We start from the raw sequence: 14,227 nt of genomic DNA, 5'->3' as shown, positions 1-14,227 counted from the left end.
ATCCTGCTGCAGGACACGGGACTGATCAACCAGACGCTCCAAGGACTCGGCCTGCGCCCGCTGCCGCTCATGTACAACGACCTCGGGGTGACGATCGGGCTCGTGCACGTCTTCATTCCCTTCATGGTGCTGGCGATCACCGGACCGATCCGGAGCGTCGATCCGGAGATCGAGCTCGCCGCGCGCTCGCTCGGCGCGGGGTTCTGGCGGACCTTCTGGCGGGTCACCTTCCCCTTGAGCCTGCCGGGCGTCGCCGCGGGGACGATCCTGGTCTTCGTGCTGACCATCAGCTCCTACGTGATCCCGTCGCTCCTCGGCGGCTTCAAGGTGCTGACCGTGCCGATCCTCGTGATCCGGACGATCACCGAGCTCTTCAACTGGCCCGGCGGCAGCGCGTTCGCGATCGTGTTCTTCGTGATCACAATCGCCGTCCTGTGGACCTACCTGCGCGCGCTCGGCCGGGCGGCGCACCCGGCGGCCTGACGCATGGTCCGGCGCGGCGAACGGCTGTGGCTGACCGGCATCACGGTGCTGCTCTACGTCTTTCTGCTCGCCCCCGTCGTGATCGTCGTGATCGCGGCCCTCAACTCCGGCGCCTATCTCCGCTTCCCGCCCGAGGGGCTGTCGCTCCGCTGGTTCGCGGCGTTCGCGCACAACCGCACGCTCGTGCGCTCGTTCAAGTTCAGCCTCGAGCTGGCGGCGATCGTCACCGTCGTCGCGACGGCGATCGGGACGATGGCGAGCCTGTGGCTGGTCCGCTTCTCCGGCCGGTTCCGGACGGCGATGCGTCTTCTCATGATCGCGCCGATCGCCGTCCCGGGCATCCTGACCGGGATCGCGCTCCTCATCTACTTCTATGCGATCGGGTGGGGCAAAGGGGGCGGCCTCGCGCAGCTCGTCGTCGGCCACACGCTGATCTGCATCCCCTACGTGGTGCTGATCGTAAGCGCCGTGCTCGTCCGGTTCGACCGGACCCTCGAGGAGGCGGCGCGCAACCTCGGCGCGGGGCCGCTCGCCACGTTCCGCCGGGTGACGCTGCCCCTCATCAAGGGCGCGGTGATCTCGGGGGCGATCTTTGCGTTTGTGACGAGTTACGACGAATTCAACATCTCGCTGCTGCTGCACGGCATCCGGCGGGTGCCGCTGCCGATCGAACTGTTCGATTATCTGCGGTTCTCGTTCGACCCCACGCTCGCGGTCGCCGGCACCATCAGCATCGCGATGGCGGTGGCCGTCGTACTGATCACGGAGCGGCTCGTCGGGCTGGAGGCGCTGTACTTGGGCTAGCCGCGGCGCCGAATCGCGCCGCGGCCCGCGCTTTCGCCTTGGCGGCCTCGTCTGCTCGATTCTTCGGCGGCGCGTTGGTGTCGAGCGACCCGAGCAGACGGCCCGCGATGCCGGCGATGTCATCCACCGCCGCCAGGAAGGCGCCTTCGTTGGCCTTCGACGGCTTCGCAAACCCGCTGATCTTTCTGACGAACTGGAGCGACGCGGCGCGAATCTCCTCGGCCGTCGCGGGTGGACGGTAGTTGAAGAGCGTCTTGATGTTTCTGCACATCTCAGGTTCCCTCGCGAATTCGACGTGCCGGCGCGGCGTGAAGGACGGGGATCGGCGCTAGCGCACGCGTGAGGCTTCCGATGACACGGCGCCTGCCGCGCCGAGGAACAGCGCCTCGAAATCCGGCCGGCCCAGCAGGTCCCCGGACCGGCCCTCCAGCCGGTTGGCACCTGAGACGAGGACCATCGTCCAGTCGGCGATCTGCATCGCCGCCCTCGCCCGCTGCTCGACGAGCAGCACGGCCTTGCCGGCTTCGGCCAGCCCGCGGATGCGCTCCCGCAGCAGCGCGTCGGCCAGCTGGGGCGACAGGTTCGCGGTGGGCTCATCGAGGATGAGGACGCGGGGGTCCAGCATCAATACGCGCGCGATCGCGAGCATTTTCCGCTCGCCGCCGCTCAGCTTGTCGGCCCGCCGCCGGAGCATCCCGCCGAGCCGCGGGAACACGGCGCAGACCTCGCCGATCCGCCGCGTGACGGCGGCCGGGGCGAGCAAGAAGCCGCCCATCTCGAGATTCTCGTGCACGGTCAGCGGCTCGAAGATATCCCCGATCTGCGGGACGTAGCCGACGCCGAGCCGGGCGAGGGCCTCCGGGGCGGCGTTGGTCACGTCCTCGGAGCCGAGCCGCACGCCGCCCTGCGTGACGCGCAGGATGCCGACCATCGCCTTGAGCAGCGTGCTCTTCCCGGCCCCGTTCGGGCCGATCACGGCCACGATCTCCCCCGCCCCCACGCTCAGGCTGACCCCGCGAATCACGGGCACCGGGCCGTAGCCCGCGGTCACGCCGTCGGCGACGAAATACGGCGCGGGGCGCCGCGGGTCAGCCGGCAATGTAGGCCTCGACTACCTCGCGCTGCCCGCGAAGCGCGGTCATGGATCCCCGGCCGATGACGCGGCCCTGGGCCATGACGATCACCGGGTCGCACAGGCGATCGACCATCGAGAGCTCGTGCTCGACCATCAGGATGGCGAGCCCCTCGTCGCGGAGCCCCTCGAGGGCCGACGCGATCTCATCGACGACGGAGGGGTGCACCCCGGCCATGGGCTCGTCGAGCAGGAGCACCCGGGGCCGGAGCATCAACGCCCGCATGATCTCGACCAGGCGCCGCTGCCCTCCGCTCAGGCTGCCCCCGTACTGCGACTCCGCGGCGCCCATCCGGAATCGCTCGAGCAGCGCCCGCGCCTGCTCGACCAGCCGGGCCTCGGCGGGCCACCAGAACGGCCGGCCGCGCAGCGCGCCGAGGAGCGTGTCGCCCGGGTGCCCGGGCACGGCGACGAGCAGGTTCTCCAGGACGGTGAGTTGGGCGAATTCCGACGACAGCTGGAAGGTGCGGACCAACCCCCGCTGCGCGCGCCGGAAGGCGGGCAGATGCGTAACGTCCTGGCCGTCCAGGAGGACGCGTCCGCCAGACGCCGGCAGCGTGCCGGCCAGGACCGCCAGCAGCGTGGACTTGCCCGCGCCGTTCGGGCCGATGAGCCCCGTGAGCCGCCCCGGATACAAGTCCAGGGATACGCCGTCCACCGCCCGCAGGCCCTCGAAGTGCCGCGCGATATTCTCCGCGCGCAGCAGCGGCAGCGAGGGATCGGCAGCGACGCGGCCGCCGGACGAGGCCGCCGCGGGCCGCGGGGCTGGGGAAGGTCCCGCCGGGTGATCGTCCGGCAGCAGCCGCCGCGGGAAGACCCGCCGCCGCTCCGGCAGCGTGCCGCTCGGGCGGAACCACAGGAACCCCACGATCAACAGTCCGATGGCCACGCGCTGCATGGCGGGGATGAACCCCGGGGGACCGATCTGCGGGATGAACCGCGTGGCTTCCTCGAACGCGACCGGCACCAGGAGCGCGCCCAGCAGCGCGCCGAGGTTGTTGCCCCGCCCGCCGACGATCAGGGCGGCAAACAGGACGATCGTCTCCGGATAGAGCCAGGTAGCCGGCGCCCACACCCCGATGTACCCGACGAGGATCGCGCCGCTCAACCCGGCGAGCACCCCGCCGACGACGAACATCACCATCTTGAGGAGCACGAGATTCTTGCCGAGCGACGCCGCCGCCAACTCGCGCTCGCGCATCGCCCGCAGCGTCCGGCCGTAGGGGGAATTGACGATCCGCTCCGCGACGACGTAGGCCGCGGCGCATCCCAGCACGGTGAGCGTGACATAGAGCCACTGATACCCGATCGTCTTCGTGTCGATCAGGCCCGTCAGCGGGGGCGGCACGAGGGCCAGCCCCGCGGCGCCGTTCAGGAACGGCCGGGCGTTGGTGATCACGGTATTGGCGATGACCGAGATGACGAGCAGGGCGATGGCCTGGTAGTCACTGCGCAGCCGGCGCAGCACCACGAGACCGATGGGGATCGCGAGGAGCCCCCCGACGACGGCGGCGCCCAGCCACGGCAGCGGAAACGCCAGCCCCCAGCCGCCGACGTACTGCTGGAACGTGCCCGCCGCGGGCGGCATCGACATCACCGCGGCGGTATAGGCGCCGGCGGCCTGGAAGATGATGAACCCGAAGTTCACCAGGCCCGAGACGCCGAACTGAAGATTCAGGCCGAGACACGCTATGACGTCCACGCCGGCGTACACGAGCAGCGTCGTGGCGTAGTAGAGCTGGCCGGCGTCCATCAGCCCGCGGACCCGAGCGCGCCGATTTTCGAGAGCAGGCCCTGCGGGCGCAGGATCATCACCGCCACCAGCACGGTGAAGGCCACGACCTCCTTGTACTGCGGCGAGAGCGCGGCCGCGCTCAGCTCGGTCATCTCGCCGATCACCACCGCCCCCAACATGGCCCCGTAGGGCTGTCCGGCGCCGCCCAGGACGGCGGCCGCCAGGATCACGATCAGGTACGTGGCGCCGTCACTCACGCCGAACGACCCGGAGTTGATCGCGGCCACCGTGCCCGCCAGCCCGCACAGCGCGCCGGTGATGATCCAGACGAGATCGATGATCCGCGCGGTGGGAATGCCGCAATTGCGGGCCAGCGTCGCGTTGGCCGCCGTGGCGCGCATCGCCTTGCCCAGGCGCGTGAACGTCAGCAGGGCGTGCACCGCGGCCATGGCTGCCACGGCGATGAGGATGACCACCACCTGGACCCGGGTCAGAATCAGCCCGCCCGCCCTGACGGCCACCGCGTCGGCCGCCGCGTACGACACGTTGTCGGGGCCGACGGCGGCGAGGAGCACGTTGCTCACCATCAGCCCGGCCGCGAGGGTCACGATCACCATCCCGATATGGGAGGTGCCGCGGCGCTGGAACGGCGCGTAGAGCGACCGGTTCAGGACGAGCGAGAGGGCCGCGCCGAAGACCACCGCCACCACCAGACCGAGCCAGATGTTGACCCCGGCCTGGTTCAGTCCGTACGCGACGAACGCCGACGAGATCATGACCTCGCCGAAGGCGAGGTTGATCAGGTTCGTAATCCCAAACTGCATGGTGAACCCCACCGCGGCGATCGCGATCACCGCGGTGCTCACCAGGCCGAAGCCGAAGGCAGCCGCGTAGATGCTCAACGGGTCGCGTCTCCCCCGTGCCGCGGCGGGTCCCCGGACCCGGGACCCGCCGGCCTACCCGGGACCGCGCCGGCCGCCGTCGCCGCGCGCGCTCCCGGTCATGGCGTACTGAGCGTGGTGATCTGCGCGTTCGTGAGGGTGCCTACCTGGACTTCATCGCCTTTCTCGTTGTAGCGGACCACGACAAAGCCGTTGTTGGAGTTGTGCCACTTGTCGAAGTGCGTCGGCCCGCCCGCGCCATCGTACCGAATGGCGAGCCCCTTCTTGAGCGCCTGCACGCCCTCCGCGTAGGTCGCGGCAACCTGCGCCCCCGGCGTCCCGTCGCCGATCTTGACGATCCACGGCTGGAAGACGGTCCGGCTGGTGCTCTTGGCGGCGGTCGCCGCAAGCGCCGTCATGACGATCCCGTCGTACAGGTGGATGGTGGAGCCGCGCTTGGCATACTTGGGCGCGGCCGGGTACTGGGAGGCCGACGCCAGCAGGTTGGTCTTGAACGCATTGTACCCCGGCCCGCTGAACGTGGACGGCGTGTCGTTGGCGAGGAAGTACTTGACCAGGTCGGCGGTGCCGATGGCCTGGGAAACCGCTTTGAACCAGACCGGATCGATCGTGGCGGACGACCCGATGACCGGAATCATGCCGTTGTTGAGCTGTTTGACCTCGGAGAGGTAGATGGCGTCGGCGGGGCCGAGCGCCTCGGTCAGGATCACGTCCGGCTTGGCCGCGAGCAGTTTCGTCACCTCGGTGCGGTAGGAGGACTGGTTGAGGGCGATGGCCTGATTGATCACGACCGTGGCGCCCACTTTCTTGATTGCCTGGATGGCGGGGGCCACGAAGGTCTGCGAGCCGATGTCGTTGCCGAAGACAAGCGCGATCCGCTTGTAGTGCTTCAGATAGACGGCGATCCCGACCATCGCGTAGGCGTCGTACTCGTCGGCCGGCACCAGGCGGTAGAAGTACGTGAACTTGCTCTGGTTGAACTCCGACTGCCCCGTCTGGCTGAACGTCGGTACGTGGTTTTGATCGAGAATCGGCATGACGCTCGAGGCCTCATCCGACGACACCCCGATCGCCATGAATAGATTCGGCGTGCTGGCGACCATCTGCCGGGCCGCGGGGACCGCGTCGGCGGGCTCGCCGCGGGTATCGAACTGCTTGCAGATCACCTGGCGGCCGAGAATGCCGCCGGCCGCGTTGATCTGACGGGCGGCGGGGAAGCAGGCGGCAAAGTGCGCCGCGCCGAGCACGGCGTCCGCGCCGGTGAACGGCGACAGCACGCCGACCACGAGCGGCGACGCGCCGCCCGCCGAAGGCCCGAAGCCGGCGGCCAGAGCCCCCACCATCCCGAGACACAGTATCCCGACGAGCCCGGGCCGAGCCGCTGACCGGAATCGTTTCATCGACAACCCCCCTCGTGGATCCCCACCGCGCCTACCACGGTCCGCACTCACCGAAGGTTCCATCGCGGGACGCGAACCCCTCCGCCCGCCGCGGTCGGCCCCGATCACCCCACGGCGCCGCGCGCGCGCAGCGCGGCGACCTCCTGCGCGGAATACCCCAGATCGCCGAGCACCTCGTCCGTGTGCTGTCCCACCGCGGGAGGCGCCACCTGGTCCGCGGCGCGGCGGCCGTCGATCGCCACCGGCAGGTCGACCATCGCAAATCCGGGGATCTCCGGGTGCGGGACGGAGGCCAGGAGGCCGAGGGCCGCCACCTGGGGATCCGACGCGACGTCCGCCAGCGTCCGGACCCGGCTGCACGGGACGCCGTGCTCGAGCAGCACGTCTTCCCAGTGCGCGGCGCTCTCCGTGCGGAAGCGCGCCTCGAGAATCTCGTGCAGCTCGTCGCGGTGGGCGACGCGGTCCGCGTTCGAGCGGAAGCGCGGGTCGCCGGGCAGGCCCGGCAGGTTCAGGACCTCGCAGAGCCGCAGCCAGATCCGGTCGTTCCCGGCCGCCAATTGTAAGTATCCGTCGCGGGTCGCAAACCCCTCATACGGCGCGATCATCGCGGCGGCCGTGCCGACCGCCGGCGGCACCCGGCCGGTGGCGAGATACCCGAGCAGATGGTAGCCGATCCACGTCACGCCGGTCTCGAGCAGGCTCGTCTCCACGTGCCCGCCGCGGCCCGTGCGCTCCCGCGCGAGCAGCGCGCAGACGACGCCGAGCGCGGCCCACATGCCCGTGCCGTTGTCGACGATGGAGGGTCCGGTCCGGAGCGGCCGCCCGCCCGGCTCGCCGGTCAGGCTCATGATGCCCGAGTACGCCTGGAGCACCGGATCGTAGCCCGGGCGGTCGCGCTGCGGGCCGACGGTGCCGAAGCCGGTGATCGTGCAGTACACGATCCGCGGATTTTCGGCGCTCACGCGGCCGTAGTCGAGCCCCCGCCGCGCCAGGCTGCCGCGGCGAAAACTCTCGAGGAGCACGTCGCTGCGGCGCGCCAGCCGGAGGACGACGTCACGGCCCTCGTCCCGGTCCAGGTCCACGGCGACGCTCTGCTTGTTCCGGTTGAACGCGAGGAACGTGGTGCTGATGCCGTTCCACGCCGGCGGGAGCCACGCGCGCGTGTCGTCGCCGCCGCCGGGCCGCTCGACCTTCACCACCTCGGCGCCGAGGTCGCCGAGGATCATCGCGCAGTACGGTCCGGCGATGTTGCGGGTCAGGTCGAGGACACGAATCCCGTGAAGCACCCCCGCCATCGCGCTACGCCGCCGCCGGCCCGCGCTCCGCCGTGTGCTCCGCCGCTTCCGGCCCGCGGCCCGCCGCGCGCCCCGGTGCGTCCGGCGTCATTTCTTGACCGCGGGCCGCGGCCGATCGCGCCGGGGGGACATCCCGCGCCGGTACACCATGAGGGTCCGCTCGAACTCGATGACCACCGTGCCGTCCTGCTTGTAGCCGCGGCTGCGGACCCTGACGATGCCGACGTTCGGCCGCGACCGCGACGGGCGCGTCTCGAGGACCTCGGTCTCCGCGTAGAGCGTGTCGCCCACGAACACCGGCGCCGGCAGCGTGACCTTGTCCCAGCCCAGGTTGGCGAACGCGTTCTCGCTGATGTCGACCACCGACTGCCCCGTCACGAGGGCGAGCGTAAACGCGCTGTTGACGAGCGGCCGGCCGAACTCCGTCTTGGCGGCGTAGGCGTAGTCGAAGTGGACCGGGTTCGTGTTCATCGTCAGGTTGGTGAACCAGACGTTGTCCGCGTCGGTCACGGTGCGGCCCCACGGATGCTCGTACACGTCGCCGACTTCGAAGTCCTCGAAATACCGGCCTTCCGCGGCGGAGCGCCCCATCGGATCCCTCGCGCGGTGCGACGTCTCAGTACGACTTCGGCATCCCCAGCACGTGCTGGCCGAGATAGGCCAGCACGAGGTTGTTCGCCACCGGGGCCACCGTGTAGAGCCGCGTCTCGCGGAACTTGCGCTCGACGTCGTAATCCGCGGCGAACCCGAAGCCGCCGTGCGTGTCGAGGCAGGCGTTGGCCGCCTCCCACGCCGCGTCCGCGGCCAGCAGCTTGGCCGTGTTGGCCTCGGCGCCGCACCGCCGCTGCCGGTCGAACAGCCACGCCGCCTGGAACCGCACCAGGCTGGCCGCCTCCAGGTGCGCGTGGGCGCGGGCGATCGGGAACTGCACGCCCTGATTCGCGCCGATCGCCCGGCCGAAGACGACGCGCTCGCTCGCGTAGCGCGCCGCGCGCTCCACGAACCAGCGCCCGTCGCCGATCGATTCGGCGGCGATCAGGATCCGTTCCGCGTTCCAGCCGTCGATGATGTAGCGGAAGCCGAGCCCCTCCTCGCCGATCAGGTTGTCGGCGGGGACGTCGAGATCGGTGATGAACAGCTCGGTCGAATGGTGGTTGAGCATCAGCCGGATGGGCTTGATCTGGATCGCGCCGCGCTCGACGGCCTCCTTGAGATCGACCATGAAGACCGAGAGGCCCCGCGTCTTGTCGGCGAGCTCCTCGTAGGGCGTCGTGCGGGCGAGCAGGAGCATCAGGTCGGAGTGCTCGGTCCTCGAGATGAACACCTTCTGCCCGTTGACGACGTAGCGGTCGCCGCGGCGCACCGCGGTCGTCTGAATGCGGGTCGTCTCGGAGCCGGCGGCCGGCTCGGTCACGCCGAACGCCTGCAGGCGCAGCTCGCCCGAGGCGATCCGGGGGAGCCACCGCTGCTTCTGCGCCTCGCTGCCGTGCCGCAGGAGCGTGCCCATGATGTACATCTGGGCGTGGCAGGCGCCGGAGTTGCCGCCCGACCGGTTGATCTCTTCGAGGATGAGCGACGCTTCGGTGACGCCGAGCCCGGTGCCCCCGTAGGCCTCGGGAATCAGCGCGGCGAGCCAGCCGCCGCCGGAGAGCGCTTTGACAAACGCCTCGGGATAGCCGCCCGTCCGGTCGAGGTCGCGCCAGTACGCGTCGGGAAACTGCCGGCACAGGCTCCGGACGGCGTCGACGATCTGCCGTTGCTCCTCACTCAGCTCGAAGTGCATCGGTCCTCCGGCAATGGGGCTCTCCGGCCACTACGAAGGGAACGCGGGTTTGTCCTGTCAGAACACGCCGGCCGCGCCCAGGAGTCCCGCGACGGCGAAGGCCCACAACGGGTTGATGTTCGTCGTGTAGGCCAGGACGGCGGTGGCCGCGGTCACGGCGAACGCCGCGGCGCTGCGGTCCGCGGCGCGGATGAGAATGAGCGCGGTCGCGGCGATGAGCCCGACCATGACCGGCGTGAGCCCCGCCTGGATCGCCGCCCGCCACGCCGTGCCGCGAATCCGGCCCCATACCCGCGCGACGAGATAGGCCAGCGCCGCCGGGGGCAGACAGATCGCCATCGTCGACACGACGGCGCCGGCGATCCCGGCCGCCTGGAACCCGATCAGCGTCGCGATGAACGAGTTGGGCCCGGGCTCCGCCTGGCTGAGCGCATACAGGTCGGCGAACTGCCGGTCCGTGATCCAGCGCGAGAGCTCGACGGCCTCACGATGGATCTCCGGCAGGACCGTGTTGATGCCGCCGAAGGCGAGCAGCGAGACTCCCGCAAACACGCGCGCGAGCGCGCCCAGGGTGGCGTCCGCGGTCATGCCGGCCGCCGCCAGACGAGCGCGATGCTCACCGGCGCGAGTGCCAGGAGCGTCCACGCCACGGGCCAGCGCAGCAGGCCGACCGCGACGAAGGCCGCGGCGATGATGGGCAGCGACGTGGCGGGACGCTGTGTGACCACCGGCCGCGCGACGTGTCCCGCGAGCGCCAACGCCAGGCCCGCCGCCGAGGCGGCGATGCCGGCGAAGACGCCGTGCACGAGCCCGAGCGCGCCATACCGGGCGTACAGTGATGCGATCGCGGCGACGATCAGCATCGGGAGCAGCAGCAGCCCCGCGAGGGCGGCCACGGCGCCGGGGAGCCCGCGGTATCCCTCGCCGAGCACGGTCGCGAGGTTGATGACGTTGGGGCCCGGGAGAAACTGGCACAGCCCGAGCAGATCGGCAAACTCTTCCGGTCGCAGCCAGCGCCGGCGGCGGACCAGCATCCGCTGCGCCCAGAACATGGCGCCGCCGAAGGCCGTGCAGCCGACGAGCAGAAACGCCCAGAAAATTTCGGCGAGCGCCGGCCGCATCACCGCCGGGGCCGTAAACGGCGCCAGCGGGACGGCGTGGCCGGCGGCGTGATCGTCCGGTACGGCTATGCCTCCGCGGCGAGGCGCGGCATCACGCGGCCGCCAGGTGCCGGGCCAAGAAACCCAGCGTGCGAGCCCACGCGTCGCGCGCCGGGCCGAGACGGTACGAGCGCCGGTCGTCGTTGAAGAACGCATGCGGCGCGCCCGGATACACGTGGTACTCGAAGGACTTGCCGGCCCCCGTCATCGCCTCGGCGAGCGCCGGCACGCCGTCGGTGATCCGCGGATCGTCCCCGCCGTAGAAGCCGAGCACCGGACAGCGAATGTTCGGAATCTGATCGGCCGGCGGCGCGGCCCCGTAATAGATCACCGCCGCGGCGAGCGCCGGCTCCGCGCACGCCAGCCGCCCGGACAGCGCCCCGCCCATACAGTACCCGGTCGACCCGACGCGGGCGCCCCGGGTCCGCGGGTGACCTTGCACATGCCGGACCGCCGCCCGAAGGTCGCCGACGTAGCGGTCGAAGGGCCGGTCGGGCCTGAAGAGCTGTCCCATCGTCTCCTGGAGGCCCGCGCGCTGCGGCGCCGGGAGTTTCGCTGCGGCCGCGTCGCGGTCGGCGGGAGTGTGCCAGACGGCCGGGGGTACTGTGTCCATGAACGCCTTGACCGCGCCGATCCGCTCCTGGGACAGGGCGTCGGGGGGCCGGCCGCCGTGCGAGTATAACTCGGGCGCGCACGCGAGATAACCGGCCGTCGCGAAGCGGCGCACCAGATCCTGGACGTGCCCGTCGACGCCCCAGATTTCCATGATCACGACGATCGCCGGCAGCGGGTCGCCGCCGTGGTCGGGCCACGCCTGGTATGCCTGCACCGCGGCGCCGCCGGAATCATACGTGACCCATTCATCGTGGAGCTTCATCGGGTTGCCCTCCCCACAGGTCCCACCGCTCCTCCGCGGCGTGCCGCGCCAGCGCGAGGTACCGGTAGATGAAATGGATGAACTTGCCGTACGGCGCGGTGACGAAGAAGGCAACCAGGAGGCCGAGGTGCACGACCAGCAGGGGCGGCATGAGCCGCGTCCCGCGAAGGATCAACAGCAGCATCCCCGTGATCGCGACGAGATCGAGCAGCACCAGAAACGCGTAGTCCATCCCCGTCATCACGGACGACGCGGGTGCGGGATCGCTCCGGACCTTCAGCAGGACGAGGCCGGTCGTACCGGCGATCAGGAGCACGCCGCCGGCGGTCCCGAAGAGCACCGGCAGGCTCCAGAGGGGAAACGGCGGCATCCGGCCGAGGATGTCCTGCTCGATCGCGGCCAGCGTCGTCGAGATGAACGCGGCGAGAAACCCGCCGGCGACCAGGTGGTGCAGGATCCGGCGCCGCGACGAGCCCCGCTCCCGCGGATAGTAACAGCCCGCGCCGCCCCCCTTGAGGAACCGCAGCGTGACGGCGTCGAGCGCGGCCCGCCGGATGGTGTCGAGCGGCGGGGGGCGACGCGGCCGGCCTCCCCCGTCCGCGGACGGGCCCGCGGCCGGCGCGCCGCGGATGTCGCGGGCAAACTCCCACGCGCCGGCCAGCGCCACGATCACCCCGTAGACCGCGACCGCGAGCGCCGGGACGACGATGCCCGGCCACGGCGCCACGGCGTAGAACGCCCCCGGCCCCCGGTGGGCCGCCCAAAGCGTCCCGGACCCGACGAACGCGACGATCGCGAGCCACACCCCGGCGACGCCGGCCAGCGCGATCGCCACCGTGCCGCCGGGGCTGCGCCGGAAGAGGCCCGCCGCGCGCGGCCGGGAGTAGTGCTCGTACGTGCGCACGCGGGCCTCCGCGAGCACCTTGGGAATGTTGAGCGCGAACTCGTGGGGCGGCGTGAACATGCACGCGGTGTAGCAGTCCCGGCAGTCGTGACAGAGATTCGCCAGGTAGGTCAGGTCCCCCGAGGCGATCTCGCTCCGCAGTTCGAGCGCGGGAAAGACCGCGCAGTACCCCTCGCAGTACCGGCAGGCGTTGCAGACGGTGAGTTGGCGCTGCGCCTCGCGCAGAAACTCAGGCGCGTACATGATCCGCCGCGGCCGCGGCGCGCGTCCCGCCGCCGGCGTTCCGGCCCATGGCGTGTGATGCGGCCTCGCGGCCGGCGAGGCGCCCGAACACCGTGCCGATCGTCAGTCCGAACCCGCCGAGGTAGCCGCGCAGGAGGATGTTGCCGGACATGCACTCGCCCGCCGCGTACACATGCGGCATCGGCGCGCCCGACGCCGTCAGCACCCGGCCCTGCGCATCCACCGTCACGCCGAGATAGGTGAACGTGATCCCGGGCCGCACCGGGAACGCGTAGAAGGGCGGCGTGTCGAGCGGCGCCGCCCAGTTGGTCTTGGGCGGCGCCACCCCGGAGGTCGCCGCGCCGTCGAGCGCGCGCATGTCGGCGCGGCCGCCCGGCGGCGCGCCGCGGTTGAACGCCTCCGCGGTCGCGAGGAACTGCGCGCGGTTCACGTCCAGCTGCGCCGCGAGCGCCGCCAGCGACTCCGCGCGGTACGGCGGGTAGGCCGGCGGGATGAAGCGGCCCCACGCCTTGGCGTCGAAGATGGAGTACGCGATTTGATCCGGCTGCTCGGCGACGAGGCGTCCCCAGATCGCGTACCGCTTCGGCCAGATGTCCTCCCCCTCATCGTAGAATCGCCGGCCCTCGCGGTTCACCACGATCCCGAACGGCAGGGAATCGACCCGCGTCACGATGCCGCCGTCGAACTGCGGGCAGCGCGCGTCCACGGCGAGCGCGTGGAAGCCCCGGGGATCCCCGACCGGCTGCGCGCCGCGGTCCAGCAGCGCCGCCAGCATCGTGCCGTCGTTGTACGGCGTGCCGCGAACTTTGAACCGCCGGGCGGCCTCGCCCCAATAACGGGCGAGCCACTCGATGTTGGCTTCGAATCCGCCCGCGGCGACGACGGCGGCGCGGCAGGGCACCGTCCGGCGCACCCCGCCGATCGTCGCGGCGACGGCGCAGCCGGCCGGCCCCCGGTCCTCGATCCCGGTCGCCGCCGCGTCGTAGCAGACCCGGACGCCGAGGCGCAGCGCGCGGTCATAGTACGTGTTGACGAGCGCCTTGCCGCCGCCGAGGAAGAACACGTTGGTCCGGGACAGGTGGAGCGTGCCCCGCAGGGGCTGCTGCCAGCGCACGCCCTGGCGCTCCATCCAGTCCGGCAGCCCGCGGGACTCCCGGATCGTCATCTCCGCGAGCGCGCGGTTCGCCTGTCCGCCGCCGACCCGGAGGAGGTCATCGAGGAATTCATCGCGCGGGTACGGGCCCGTGACGAAGGCCGTGCGCGCGTCGTGCAGATACCGGATGTTGCGGGTGTGGCGGCTATTGCCCCCGCGAAGGGGCTCCGGAGCCCGCTCGAGCAGGAGCACCCGCGCGCCGGATCCGGCCGCCTCGATCGCGGCGCAGAGCGCGGCGTTCCCCCCGCCGGCGACGATGACGTCGGCGCCCGGGATCGGCTGGCGAACGGACGGGCGTGCGGTCATGCGCGGGTTCACTTCTCGGCGGACCGGGAGGGCCCCTCGGCGCTACCGAA

The 14,227-nt window shown here is 71.2% G+C and carries 15 protein-coding genes; 2 read left to right on the top strand and 13 right to left on the bottom strand.

All coding sequences use genetic code 11. The features are described 5' to 3' along the window. Positions 1–483: ABC transporter permease (locus VGZ23_16135; protein HEV2359122.1), on the top strand; the 483-nt coding region annotated here is incomplete at its 5' end. Between the two features lie 3 nt (positions 484–486). Continuing rightward, positions 487–1,287 carry an ABC transporter permease gene (locus tag VGZ23_16130; protein HEV2359121.1) on the top strand — a complete coding sequence of 267 codons (801 nt, stop codon included), beginning with the start codon at positions 487–489 and terminating at the stop codon, positions 1,285–1,287. On the opposite strand, the gene VGZ23_16125 is transcribed toward VGZ23_16130, so the two are convergent. From VGZ23_16125 to tcuA, 13 genes are all read right to left on the bottom strand, one after another. After that, entirely contained in the window at positions 1,244–1,558 is a 315-nt protein-coding gene (locus VGZ23_16125) for a DUF2277 domain-containing protein (GenBank protein ID HEV2359120.1), read from the bottom strand. The two genes, VGZ23_16130 and VGZ23_16125, sit on opposite strands and share 44 nt — an antisense overlap. 57 nt (positions 1,559–1,615) lie before the next feature. Then, complete coding sequence (locus VGZ23_16120) at positions 1,616–2,386, bottom strand: ABC transporter ATP-binding protein (protein ID HEV2359119.1); 771 nt, start codon at positions 2,384–2,386, stop codon at positions 1,616–1,618. Then, on the bottom strand, positions 2,376–4,172 hold the full coding sequence (locus tag VGZ23_16115) for a branched-chain amino acid ABC transporter ATP-binding protein/permease (protein HEV2359118.1): 1,797 nt from the start codon (positions 4,170–4,172) through the stop codon (positions 2,376–2,378). The genes VGZ23_16120 and VGZ23_16115 overlap by 11 nt, the downstream gene beginning before the upstream one ends. Continuing rightward, positions 4,172–5,056 carry a branched-chain amino acid ABC transporter permease gene (locus VGZ23_16110; GenBank protein HEV2359117.1) on the bottom strand — a complete coding sequence of 295 codons (885 nt, stop codon included), beginning with the start codon at positions 5,054–5,056 and terminating at the stop codon, positions 4,172–4,174. Before VGZ23_16110 ends, VGZ23_16115 begins: the two co-directional genes overlap by 1 nt. A gap of 98 nt (positions 5,057–5,154) precedes the next feature. Continuing rightward, complete coding sequence (locus tag VGZ23_16105; GenBank protein ID HEV2359116.1) at positions 5,155–6,456, bottom strand: ABC transporter substrate-binding protein; 1,302 nt, start codon at positions 6,454–6,456, stop codon at positions 5,155–5,157. Positions 6,457–6,560: 104 nt separating this feature from the next. Next, positions 6,561–7,751 (bottom strand): CoA transferase, encoded by a 1,191-nt coding sequence (locus VGZ23_16100; GenBank protein HEV2359115.1) that lies wholly within the window; start codon positions 7,749–7,751, stop codon positions 6,561–6,563. Positions 7,752–7,838: 87 nt separating this feature from the next. Beyond that, positions 7,839–8,342: a MaoC family dehydratase gene (locus VGZ23_16095; GenBank protein HEV2359114.1), complete on the bottom strand. Its 504-nt coding sequence runs from the start codon at positions 8,340–8,342 to the stop codon at positions 7,839–7,841. A gap of 25 nt (positions 8,343–8,367) precedes the next feature. Beyond that, positions 8,368–9,534, bottom strand: coding sequence for an acyl-CoA dehydrogenase family protein (locus VGZ23_16090; protein HEV2359113.1), 1,167 nt, complete (start codon positions 9,532–9,534; stop codon positions 8,368–8,370). Between the two features lie 57 nt (positions 9,535–9,591). Beyond that, positions 9,592–10,122 carry a chromate transporter gene (locus VGZ23_16085; protein HEV2359112.1) on the bottom strand — a complete coding sequence of 177 codons (531 nt, stop codon included), beginning with the start codon at positions 10,120–10,122 and terminating at the stop codon, positions 9,592–9,594. Beyond that, on the bottom strand, positions 10,119–10,655 hold the full coding sequence (locus VGZ23_16080; protein HEV2359111.1) for a chromate transporter: 537 nt from the start codon (positions 10,653–10,655) through the stop codon (positions 10,119–10,121). The genes VGZ23_16085 and VGZ23_16080 overlap by 4 nt, the downstream gene beginning before the upstream one ends. Before the next feature lie 91 nt (positions 10,656–10,746). Further along, positions 10,747–11,571 carry a dienelactone hydrolase family protein gene (locus tag VGZ23_16075; protein ID HEV2359110.1) on the bottom strand — a complete coding sequence of 275 codons (825 nt, stop codon included), beginning with the start codon at positions 11,569–11,571 and terminating at the stop codon, positions 10,747–10,749. Further along, entirely contained in the window at positions 11,555–12,718 is a 1,164-nt protein-coding gene (tcuB, locus tag VGZ23_16070) for a tricarballylate utilization 4Fe-4S protein TcuB (GenBank protein ID HEV2359109.1), read from the bottom strand. Before tcuB ends, VGZ23_16075 begins: the two co-directional genes overlap by 17 nt. Beyond that, complete coding sequence (tcuA, locus tag VGZ23_16065; GenBank protein HEV2359108.1) at positions 12,705–14,177, bottom strand: FAD-dependent tricarballylate dehydrogenase TcuA; 1,473 nt, start codon at positions 14,175–14,177, stop codon at positions 12,705–12,707. Before tcuA ends, tcuB begins: the two co-directional genes overlap by 14 nt. Positions 14,178–14,227 lie beyond the last annotated feature (50 nt).

The sequence above is a fragment of the bacterium genome (assembly GCA_035945995.1).
Classification (GTDB): Bacteria; Sysuimicrobiota; Sysuimicrobiia; order Sysuimicrobiales; family Segetimicrobiaceae; genus DASSJF01.
This window is presented reverse-complemented; position numbering and strand designations above follow the sequence as displayed.

Coding starts and splice junctions, on each gene's coding strand:
- VGZ23_16085 (HEV2359112.1), bottom strand. CDS start 10,122: ATGACCGCGGACGCCACCCTGGGCGCGCTCGCGCGCGTGTTTGCGGGA.
- tcuA (HEV2359108.1), bottom strand. CDS start 14,177: ATGACCGCACGCCCGTCCGTTCGCCAGCCGATCCCGGGCGCCGACGTC.
- tcuB (HEV2359109.1), bottom strand. CDS start 12,718: ATGTACGCGCCTGAGTTTCTGCGCGAGGCGCAGCGCCAACTCACCGTC.
- VGZ23_16105 (HEV2359116.1), bottom strand. CDS start 6,456: ATGAAACGATTCCGGTCAGCGGCTCGGCCCGGGCTCGTCGGGATACTG.
- VGZ23_16125 (HEV2359120.1), bottom strand. CDS start 1,558: ATGTGCAGAAACATCAAGACGCTCTTCAACTACCGTCCACCCGCGACG.
- VGZ23_16095 (HEV2359114.1), bottom strand. CDS start 8,342: ATGGGGCGCTCCGCCGCGGAAGGCCGGTATTTCGAGGACTTCGAAGTC.
- VGZ23_16075 (HEV2359110.1), bottom strand. CDS start 11,571: ATGAAGCTCCACGATGAATGGGTCACGTATGATTCCGGCGGCGCCGCG.
- VGZ23_16100 (HEV2359115.1), bottom strand. CDS start 7,751: ATGGCGGGGGTGCTTCACGGGATTCGTGTCCTCGACCTGACCCGCAAC.
- VGZ23_16090 (HEV2359113.1), bottom strand. CDS start 9,534: ATGCACTTCGAGCTGAGTGAGGAGCAACGGCAGATCGTCGACGCCGTC.
- VGZ23_16115 (HEV2359118.1), bottom strand. CDS start 4,172: ATGGACGCCGGCCAGCTCTACTACGCCACGACGCTGCTCGTGTACGCC.
- VGZ23_16130 (HEV2359121.1), top strand. CDS start 487: ATGGTCCGGCGCGGCGAACGGCTGTGGCTGACCGGCATCACGGTGCTG.
- VGZ23_16080 (HEV2359111.1), bottom strand. CDS start 10,655: ATGCGGCCGGCGCTCGCCGAAATTTTCTGGGCGTTTCTGCTCGTCGGC.